Below are 10,634 nucleotides of genomic sequence, written 5' to 3' on the forward strand. Positions count from 1 at the left end.
AATTGGGAGGGTTTTACATGGCACAATACACTGTAGATATTGATACAGGTGGAACGTTTACGGATGGCTTCTTTTCCTATGGTAATCGTTTTGAAGTAGTAAAAGTAGAAACGACGCCACATGATTTAACGGTTTGTTTTAATAATTGCATAACGGAAGGTGCTAAAAGATTTGGTTGTGAAAATGTAAGCGATTTCCTAAAAGAAACGAAAACGATAAGACTTTCAACAACGGTTGGAACAAACTCGATTATTCAAAAAACCGGACCAAAGCTAGGTTTAATTGTTACAAAAGGATATGCAGATTCGTTGTACCAAGATGGTAAAAACCCAATCTTAAATTTTTTAGTACAAGAAGATATGATTGTTTCCATTGATGAAGAAGTATCTGAAAGTGGAGAAGTAGTTAAATCGGTTGATGAAGCTGAAGTACGACGAGTAACAAAGAAACTATTAGAACTAGGGACAAGAGTGATTGTTGTCAGCTTAAAAAATGCTCATACAAACAATCAAAATGAGAAACTCGTTCGAAAGATTATCCAAGATGATTTTCCAAAGCATTATCTTGGAACAAAACCAATTCAACTTGGTAGTGATATTAGTTCACGATCAGATAATGGGGTTCGAACAAATGCGGCTGTAGTTAATGCTTATCTTCATCGTGATATGGTGAAGTATTTATATAAAGCGGATGAGGGATTAAGGCAAAAGGGATACACAAAGCCATTGTTAATAGCTCATGCCAATGGTGGTGTTGCACGTGTAGCAAAAACAAAGGCATTGGATACGTACAACTCAGGTCCTGCTGCAGGGTTAATGGGAACGAGATACATCGGAGAAATATATGGACTTGATAATATCATGTCTGTTGACGTTGGTGGCACTAGTACAGATGTAGGATTAATTTCAAATGGAGAGCTTACATTTGATACAGAATCAAGCATTGCAGAAATTCCAGTCCATGCTCCTTTAATCCATGTTTTATCAGTTGGCGGTGGCGGTGGAACCGTTGCTAAAGTTACTCCAAATGGAGAACTTCAATTAGGACCGGAAAGTGCAGGGGCAGTACCTGGACCAGCATGTTTTGGGCTAGGTGGAACAAAACCAACCGTAACGGATGCATGTGTCGTTCTTGGTATCGTTGACCCTGATTACTTCCTGGGTGGAACAAAGAAAATATCGAAGGAAAAAGCGATTGATGCTATTCAAAAATGGATTGCCACACCGTTAAATATTTCAAATGAAGAGGCGGCAGCACTTATTGTTGATAAAATCGAACAAATTGGTGCTGACACACTAAAGCAACTTTCAAACGAAAGAGGAAAAAATATAAAGGATTTTCAACTCTTTTCATTCGGTGGCGGCGGTGGCCTATTTTCCGCGGGAATGGCTAAAAAAAGTGGAATCAAAAAGATTTTCACATTCCCTTTCAGTTCTGTATTTAGCGCATTCGGTTTATCGACAGCTGATGTAGCTCATACGTATCAGGATCGGGTAAATTTCCAATTTGGTCCTAATCATGAGATTGGTGAATTCCTAATTAATGCCAATGCTAGCCTCGAAAAAATGAAAAAACTCTCTCATCGTGATATGCGCGGAGAAGGATTTACTCCCGAATCTATACGATATGAAGTTTCCTTAGAGGTTGCTTCAGATGACGGCAAGATTAGAGATATTTTCTTTTTACCTAGTGATGTCTTTCATAGTACAAATGAACAGTATTTGAAAGAGGAATTGCAATCGATCGCAAAGCAATTAGGTTCAGACAAAATCGCAATCGAGTTTATTCGATTAAATAGTTATGTAAGCGTTTCTCATTTTGCGTTGCCATCCTTAGAACTGGTTGATTCCATTCCAGAACCGAAATCGATAAGACCCATTTACTGGAGAGGAAATAGAATCAATACAAATATTTATGACATCGAAGGGTTAAAGCCTGGTCATGAAATTGAAGGACCTGCGGTTTTAGAGAGCTCAAATACAACGATCGTTGTTCCGCTTGGTGCGAAGTTCACAATGGATCAACATTTAAACGGAATTATGGAGGTGTAAGAATGAGAAGAAAAATAACTGAGTATATTGCCGTTGATTTACAGAAGGAAGTCTGGGTATGTGATAAATGTGATCATGAATTGAATTCCGCACGTGAGAATTATAAGAAAGGTTGTCTTATTTACGATCGTGAGCCAAGTGAAATTCATCAACCACATATAGAAGGGGATTACACATTTTCTCCTGATGCGAATTGGGTTCGTCTAGTTGAATTTTATTGTCCTGGCTGCGGTACGTTGGTTGAAACGGAGGTTTTAGCACCTGGACATCCGATTACACATGACATTCAAATAGACATAGAATCATTAAAACAAAAAGCTATTGAAGAGGAAAGACAACAGAAGAAAGTATTTAAGAATGTGTAAAGGAGGAAAAATAAATGACAACAAAAATTAGGGCGACAATCGATATTGATATCGGTGGAACATTCACAGATTGCTTTATTCGATACGGAGACCAATCCGTTATTTCTAAGAGTCCAACGACTGGATATGATTTATCAGTCGGTTTTATTAAAGCGATTGAAAATGGTGCGGAACTCCTTGACTTAGATCTTGAGGAACTATTGGAAGAAACGGACATGATTCGTTATTCTACTACCGTTGCGATGAATAAACTGATCGAACGAAAAGGACCAAAGCTTGGCTTTATAACAACCGAAGGATATGAAGATACGCTTTATATCGGAAAAGGAAGTCAATGGCAAGATGGAATTAGTTCGCTAGAAAGTAGAAAAATTGCTGAAGTAAGCAAGCCGATTCCGTTAATCCCGAGAGAAAATGTTGTGGGTGTAAAAGAGCGAATTGATTATACTGGGCAAGTAATTCGTCCACTTGATGAAGAAGATTTTAAAGATAAACTGCAATACCTAGTTGATCAGGGAGTAATGGGCTTTGTGGTATCTACTTTATGGTCGTTTAAAAATCCAGTTCATGAAAAAAGAATTAAGGAACTCATTGAAGAAGAATATCCAGAGTATTACCTCGGGAATATGCCAGTTGTTCTTTCAAGTGAGGTTATGCCTAAGAGATATGAGTATACTCGTTCAAATATGGCGATTTTAAACGCTTATCTTCACCAAGCGATGGCAGAAGAATTATCGAATATTGGAGATGAACTACGCGATTTAGGATATAAAAATCCATTGCTGATGGTTCACAATACGGGAGGAATGGCAGAGGTTTTCCGTACATCGGCAGTTAATACGTATAATGGAGGGCCAGTTGCTGGAATCATTGGCAGTAATCAAATTGGAAAGTTATATGATTACCCTAATATCGTTGTAACGGATATGGGTGGCACGAGCTTTGATATCGGGCTTGTTGTGGACGGAGAAACAAACAATTATCAATTTAAACCAGTTATCGATCGTTGGCTAGTTGATATGACCATGCTGGAAAGTAAATCGATTGGAACAGGTGGAGGCTCGATTGCATGGATTAACGATGTACTCGGAGGTCGACTAGAAGTTGGTCCACGAAGTGCAGGTAGTTTTCCTGGGCCTGTAGCCTATGATCAAGGTGGAACAGAGCCGACGGTGACAGACGCTGACCTTGTATTAGGTTATTTAAATCCAGATTATTTTCATGGCGGAAACTTAACGTTAAATATTGAAAAGGCAATACAAGTCATTGAAGAAAAAATTGCAAAACCATTAGGTGTAGATGTCTATGAAGCTGCTTATCTCATTAAAAAAGTTTGTGACGGTAATATGGCAAATATAATCCAGAAAGAAACTTCCCTTCAAGGAAATGATCCTAAAGATTTCGTGTTGTTTGCTTTAGGTGGTGGTGGTCCTGTACATGGTGCAGGTTTTGGATTTGAGGCAGATATTCCAAAAACGGTTGTTTTACAGCAATCACCTGTATTCTGTGCCTTTTCATCTTCTATGATGGACATCATGCACATTTATGAACAATCACAGCACATCATTCTTTTAGAGCCTGGAACAAAGAAGTTTCTAACCGACTATGAATCTCTTAATTCAGTCGTCCGTAATCTGCAGGAAAAAGCCATCCGAGACATTACGGGTGAAGGATTCAATCCCGAGGATATTCAATATCAATTAGAATTAGATATGAAATATGGTGGTCAGCTTAATATTAAGAGGGCCGTATCACCTAGCCTATTCTTAAATAGTCCTCAGGATGTTCAAAATCTATGGGATAGTTTTACGGAAGAATACTCAAATGCGTACAGCTCTATTGCTGTTTACCCTGAAGGCGGAGTCGAAATTGAGAATGTTGTTCTAAAAGCAATTGTTCCACAGGAGAAATTTAATTTTATTCAAAATGAAGAATCTGGTGAAGATGCAAGCCATGCCATCAAAGGAACTCGGAAAGCTTACTGGCCGGAACTTGGTGGGTTTGTAGATACAAACATATATCAGCTAGAGGAACTAAGAAGTGGTAATAAAATTGAGGGTCCAGCGTTAATCGAATCACCACATACAACTGTTGTTTTACCACCTAATGTTGTTTATACAGTTGACCAATATTTAAATGGTTTAATCGAAAAGAAAACGGTTGAGGGGGTAACGGCATGATTGATTTCGGAATTAATGAACGAATCCATCCAGAACCAATAGATGAATTTGAACAAACGGCCCTAGAGAGTTTAAAGTCTGGTGAATATGAGATTTATAGTGAAAAGTTAAACCAATTAGTGCTAGAAGCAAAAGAGGTCTTAACGAAAATCGGAGTTTCTTCGATGCTTCACTCAGGAGATATTGTCGTAGGTTTGTATACAGCAAAAGGTGACCTTGTAGCGGCCTATTGTGGCGTTTATCTGCACGCTGTTACTACTCAAATTGGAATTAAATATATTCTTAAGCATTATAAGGATGATCCTACAATTGGTATTAATGAAGGCGATATATTCTATGCGAATGAGGCCCTTTATGGAGGGGTTCATAATCCAGACCAAGTGGCGGTCATGCCAATTTTCCATGAAGGTGAGCTTATTGCATGGGCGGCTGCAGCGGTACATCAGCCTGAAACAGGTGCGATTGAACCAGGTGGTATGCCACTAACAGCAAAGTCTCGTGCAGATGAAGGGATGAAATTACCACCAATTAAAATTGGTGAAAACTATCAAATTCGAAATGACATGTTAAATATGATGGCAAACATGGTTTCAAGAGCGCCACGAATGCAGATCATTGATACCAAAGCACGTGTTGCTGCATGTGACCGTTTGCGTATTCGTGTCCAGCAACTCATTGAGAAAAAAGGAGTAGATCTGGTTGTTGGTGTCATGAGAAAAATGTTAATTGTAGCCGAGGAAGGAGCCCGTAAACGAATTTCAAGCTGGCAAGATGGTGTATATCGTTCAGTATCATTCATGGATACAATGGGAACAGCCGATTCATTGATGCGGTGTCAATTAACACTGACGAAAGAGGGCGACTCACTTACATTTGACTTTACAGGTTCTTCACCTGAGAATGATGGTTCATTTAATAGTTTTATGCACATTGTACGTGCCCATATCGCAATCTATCTATTTGGAGTACCTTTTGCAGACTTACCAACATCATCAGGTATCTTCTCATCAATTAAGGTAATTGTTCCACAAGGTACGTTTTTAAACGCAAACGTCGATGCATCGGTAGCTAATTCACCGATTACCAATAGTTGTGTGTTATCAACAGTGTCTAATGCATTTGCAAAAATGCTATACGCTAGTGGTGTAAAAGAACTTTCAACAAGTGGTTACGGGGCCGGTGGTTGTGCTGTCGTTATTGCTGGACAGAACCAATGGGGTGTCCCATTTGCCGATATGCTTGCAAACGTACTAAACAGTGAGGGGAGTGGAGCCAGAACACACCGTGATGGGGATAACTCCTTTGGATTCCCTTGGGGCTGGTGGGGGAAAGCTCCTGATGTAGAAGATATGGAAAATGAGCAACCACATGTCCATTTATATTTTAAGCATTGGAAGGATTCTGGAGGATTTGGAAAATATCGAGGTGGAGCAGGTACAAATGTAGCATGGGCTGTAAAAGGCGTTCCATTCTTAGTGTACCAATCGATTATTAAGCATCACAAAGTTCCAATCACACAAGGGTTATTTGGTGGATATCCTCCTCCGTCACATCCAGGTATTAAGATTGTAAATGCAAACTATTTTGAGAAGATGAAAAATGGGGATGCAGATATTCCTGTTAACACGACAGACCTTGTGAAAAATCGCTCTATTGATGGGGATTATGTGGTTGAGCGTGCACCACGTCCAGCAGCACCTGTCATGGATGGTGATATTTATGTAGCTAATTCAACTGGTGGCGGTGGCTATGGTGATGTACTTGACCGTGATCCGGAAAATGTTATCAAGGACTTAAAGGATGAACTCATTTCAGATTGGGTAGCCCAAAATATCTACAAAGTTTCCTATGATCCTGAAACGCTAACCTTAGATAAGGAGAAGACTGAAAAGCTAAGAGAAGCGGAAAAGAAGGATCGTTTAGGTAGAGGAAAAAGATACGATGAATTTATGGTTGAGTGGTCCACGAAGCAACCACCTGAAGAAGCACTTATTTACTATGGAAGCTGGCCGAATGCAGAGCCTTTACGACAAATTGTCCGTATGTAACTTTTCATAATAAGGAGTTGTTCCATGGATAAAAAAGAATTAGTTCAAAAATTTTTTAAAGGTCGGGCTGTTCCTCGACCTCCTTTTCTCCCATTGGTAGGTACGTATATAACAAAAGTGGATCAAGTTTCAATTCCTTCAATCTTACAAGATGCGAATACTTTTTATTCGGCATTAGTAAATACTCAAAAACTTCTAGGCTATGACGCAATTATTTTACCGTTAGACCCTTCTTTAGAGGTAGAGGCACTCGGTGGAGTGCTCGAATGGAAAAATCAAGAAATGCCTAGTGTAATAGAAGTACCTATCTCGCAGGAATTATTATCATCCGACTTTTTGGAAAGCGGAAGAATACCAGTTGTAGAAGAAGTGGTGGAACGATTGGTTAAAGTTCAAGGGAAAGAATTACCGATAATCGCAACGATAACTGGTCCAGTCACTATTCTTAAAACCCTTTATGGAGAAGATATCAATTCAGATATAGGATTATTGAAAAAACGAGCTTCAGAAATAACACAAGCTATGATTGGGCTATGTAAAGCTTTTGGCGACGCAAAGGTTGACGGAATCCTCATTAATGAAGACCTATTGGATTCTGCTTTATGGGAGGAATGTAAGGATGTATATAAACCTCTCTTCAATGTCATTAAGTTTTACAATATCTTTGGCATTTTGCGTTTATCATCTGATATCAATTCAATTGAATCAACAAGCCATTTGCCAGATATTGTTTTGGGGTCGCAGGAATTCATTACTAATTCAACTTCTATTAAAATCAAAGGCATTGCATTTGCGCCATCCATATGGGAAAACACAATGGATCTATCTCAGTTAACCCCACTATGGAAAGAAAACAAAAAAAGAAGAATGTTCCTATCATCTAGCCAACCACTTAATATAGAAATAAACCTAAGTGAACTACAAGAAAAAACCTCTATCATCTGCAACGAAGAAACCTGGCAATAAAGGGTCAGAGAGCCTGCCACCCTCTAGGGACAGGTCCCTGGTCCCACCATATTTTTCTTGGGACACGGGACCTGTCCCTGCGACCCACCAACACCAGAAACGAATCCTTAAAAAGGATAGTGGCTGGTGTTTTTTTGGTATGTAAGATTTTGGGAGTTGGGCCCCTTTTTTGTCAAAGTGTTTTATTCTCTGTATAATGTAATAGATTGTGGAGGTTTTAGAATGAAAGAAGTAAATAGTAATAAACAACTAGATAACATGCTAAGACAAGCTCTCGAAAGAGCAAGACAGGATACTAAGAAGCAAGAAGAAAAACGAGAGCAGAAATATTGGAGTGAAATAAAGGTTCCTTTTCATTTAGATGAGGCATTGAGCCCATTCGCGAAATACGAGTTAGATGACATTAGAAGGTATTTGGAAATTAAGAAAGCTAGCAGTTTAAAGAAGGCGGACCTCATTGCATTATTCCAACAAGAAATACCAGGGCTTTTGAAAAATGTTTGCAGTCAATGGGATCTTGAACGTTTTTCCTTACTCGTTAAAATAGCTCGGAATGGTGGCTATCTACATGCACCTGAATTGGAAAATGACCAGATTATGTACTTTCGGAAAACCGGTATGCTGTTTACTGGAAGTATAAATGGAAAAAGGGTAGTAGCCATTCCAGATGAACTAATTGAAGAGATATTAAACTTAGAAAAAGATCTACATTTTAGAGGGATTATAAAGCGAAATACAGAGTGGATCAAGCTCACCCACGGTCTCTTGTATTATTATGGTACTTTAACTGTTACAGAATTGAGCCAAATGATAGAAAAGTATATAAATGAACCATTAAGACTTTATGATTATATTCAAGTTCTTCAAGACTCTAATTCTTATAAAAAAGGAATAGTTAGTGATGATGTGGGATATTCGAACCTGAGAGTGTTTGATCCAAAAAGGGTGAAGTACGAACACCAAGCTAGAAAAAATGTACCTTTTTATCCTTTTACAAAAGAGCAGCTACTCGAAGCTGGTGAACCCGATTTTGTTGAACGAAATCTGAGTTATCTACAATTAGTCAACTTTATTAAACAAAACTTTGAAACTAAAAAACTAGATGCGGACAGTATTGTTGAAGAATGCGTTTACGCAACTAGAATAGGTCAGAGTCTAAATGATATTTTACAATATTTAAGTGGTGTTCTTGTTTTCGATAGTCAAGAATCACTTCAAGCTCTTGTAGATAAAGTCGTTAATTTGATGAATAACACAAAAGAATGGTTTTTAAAAGGACATACATCAATTGAGCTCAGAAATTTAACGGAGAATCCTGTAAATAACATTACCATTAAAGTAGGAAGAAATGATCCATGTCCTTGCGGAAGTGGGAAAAAGTATAAAAAATGCTGTGGTAGATAAGGAACGGAGATTCATTGTCCGACCATATTTCATCTGGGACACGGGACCTGTCCTAACAAAGAACCCCTCCTTAATAATCGAAGGAGGGTTCTTTGCATTTGTTCATAATTGCTAGCCCTGGATGGTAGCTATTAGGTCAGGGACTTATGTTATAATTTGGTTGTTAATTGCGTTTTAGCCTAGGGATTCCGATTTATTTTTGAAAAATAGTTTTAATGTAGGTGACGTTGATGATGAAGTTTGCACATGTGTTTCATGGAACAGCATTTACGAGCCGTTCCCCTAAGGAAGTTGAGGTACTAAAAGATCATCTTTTTTGTATTAATGAAGATGGCTTCATTGAAAAAATAGTTGGTCCCAATCATGATGAGTATCAACGATTAGTAGAGGCATATCAAAGTTCTGATTGTTATCATCGTTTAGCAGAGGGACAATATTTTTTACCAGGTTTTATTGATTTACATGTTCATGCTCCACAATGGGCACAAGCGGGTACAGCATTAGATATTCCTCTCTATGACTGGTTGAATACATATACATTTCCAATTGAAGCAAAGTTTGCGGAACTTGACTTTGCGAACAAGGTTTATAATGAGGTAGTCGGGACCTTACTTGCAAATGGGACTACGACTGCACTTTATTTTGCAACAGTTCATAAAGAAGCAAGTTTTTTGCTGGCACAGATATGTGCTGAAAAAGGTCAACGTGGCTTGGTTGGGAAAGTGGTGATGGATAATCCTGACCAAACAGAGGATTATTATCGTGACCGAGACACGAAAACAGCATTAGTTGAGACCGAAGAATTTATTTTAGCGGTTAAGGAATTAGGAAAAACAACAAAGCAAGGCGTATATCCAGTAGTGACACCTCGATTTATCCCAAGTTGTACTGATGAAGCATTGAAAGGCTTAGGTGAATTGGCAGCGAAACACGATACATATATTCAATCTCATTGTAGTGAAAGTGATTGGGAGCATGGCTATGTGAAAGAGCGTTTTGGTAAAAACGACGCGTTTGCACTGAATGACTTTGGGTTGTTACGTGGAAAATCCGTCATGGCACATTGTAATTTTCTATCTGATGAAGATGCAGATTTATTTGCTGAAAAGGGTACAGCAGTCTCTCATTGTCCGATTTCCAATGCTTATTTTGCCAATAGTGTGATTCCGATTGCACGCTTTCAATCCAAAGGAGTAGACATTGGACTAGGTTCAGATATTTCAGGTGGATTCTCACCAAGTCTTTTTGATAATGTAAAGCAGGCGGTAATTTCCTCAAGAATGTTAGAGGATGGAGTAAATGCAGACTTACCAGCTAATAAACGCGGAGTATCAAATTCAAGGATTACACTTAATGAAGCATTCTATTTTGCAACTGCAGGCGGGGGAGAAAGTTTAAGTCTACCAATCGGTCGTCTTGCTGAAAACTACGCTTGGGATGTGCAAATCATTGATACAAAAGTAGAGTCAGCCAAACTTCCACTATATGACGAGGAAGAAAAATTACACGACATCTTTCAAAAAATAATCTACCTAGCACGACCAGAGAACATTCGCCAAGTCTGGATTCAGGGAGAACAAGTCTGGGACAGAGGGACAGTGAACTGTGCCCCCAATTTTA

General features: G+C 38.7%; 7 protein-coding genes. All 7 read left to right on the plus strand.

Features of this window, described 5'->3' with window-relative positions:
- The first annotated feature begins 17 nt into the window (after positions 1–17).
- Positions 18–2,051 carry a hydantoinase/oxoprolinase family protein gene (locus CKK03_RS20560; RefSeq protein WP_099364372.1) on the plus strand — a complete coding sequence of 678 codons (2,034 nt, stop codon included), beginning with the start codon at positions 18–20 and terminating at the stop codon, positions 2,049–2,051.
- A 2-nt stretch (positions 2,052–2,053) separates the two neighbouring features.
- A complete protein-coding gene (locus CKK03_RS20565) occupies positions 2,054–2,416 on the plus strand; it encodes an acetone carboxylase subunit gamma (protein WP_099364373.1) in 363 nt (120 codons plus the stop codon).
- A 14-nt stretch (positions 2,417–2,430) separates the two neighbouring features.
- Positions 2,431–4,596 carry a hydantoinase/oxoprolinase family protein gene (locus tag CKK03_RS20570; RefSeq protein WP_099364374.1) on the plus strand — a complete coding sequence of 722 codons (2,166 nt, stop codon included), beginning with the start codon at positions 2,431–2,433 and terminating at the stop codon, positions 4,594–4,596.
- The gene (locus CKK03_RS20575; protein WP_099364375.1) at positions 4,593–6,644 is read left to right on the plus strand and encodes a hydantoinase B/oxoprolinase family protein; all 2,052 of its coding nucleotides are present in this window, start codon (positions 4,593–4,595) and stop codon (positions 6,642–6,644) included. The genes CKK03_RS20570 and CKK03_RS20575 overlap by 4 nt, the downstream gene beginning before the upstream one ends.
- A 24-nt stretch (positions 6,645–6,668) precedes the next feature.
- On the plus strand, positions 6,669–7,610 hold the full coding sequence (locus CKK03_RS20580) for a uroporphyrinogen decarboxylase family protein (RefSeq protein WP_099364376.1): 942 nt from the start codon (positions 6,669–6,671) through the stop codon (positions 7,608–7,610).
- Between the two features lie 222 nt (positions 7,611–7,832).
- A complete protein-coding gene (locus tag CKK03_RS20585; protein WP_099364377.1) occupies positions 7,833–9,014 on the plus strand; it encodes a YecA family protein in 1,182 nt (393 codons plus the stop codon).
- A 230-nt stretch (positions 9,015–9,244) separates the two neighbouring features.
- Positions 9,245–10,634: guanine deaminase (gene guaD / locus CKK03_RS20590; RefSeq protein ID WP_099364380.1), on the plus strand; the 1,390-nt coding region annotated here is incomplete at its 3' end.

This window comes from Fredinandcohnia onubensis, assembly GCF_002734215.1.
Taxonomy (GTDB): domain Bacteria; phylum Bacillota; class Bacilli; order Bacillales; family Bacillaceae_L; genus Ferdinandcohnia; species Ferdinandcohnia onubensis.

What these genes read in the sequence shown, in the direction of transcription:
- CKK03_RS20560 (WP_099364372.1), top strand. Translation starts at nt 18, where the DNA reads ATGGCACAATACACTGTAGATATTGATACAGGTGGAACGTTTACGGAT.
- CKK03_RS20565 (WP_099364373.1), top strand. Translation starts at nt 2,054, where the DNA reads ATGAGAAGAAAAATAACTGAGTATATTGCCGTTGATTTACAGAAGGAA.
- CKK03_RS20570 (WP_099364374.1), top strand. Translation starts at nt 2,431, where the DNA reads ATGACAACAAAAATTAGGGCGACAATCGATATTGATATCGGTGGAACA.
- CKK03_RS20575 (WP_099364375.1), top strand. Translation starts at nt 4,593, where the DNA reads ATGATTGATTTCGGAATTAATGAACGAATCCATCCAGAACCAATAGAT.
- CKK03_RS20580 (WP_099364376.1), top strand. Translation starts at nt 6,669, where the DNA reads ATGGATAAAAAAGAATTAGTTCAAAAATTTTTTAAAGGTCGGGCTGTT.
- CKK03_RS20585 (WP_099364377.1), top strand. Translation starts at nt 7,833, where the DNA reads ATGAAAGAAGTAAATAGTAATAAACAACTAGATAACATGCTAAGACAA.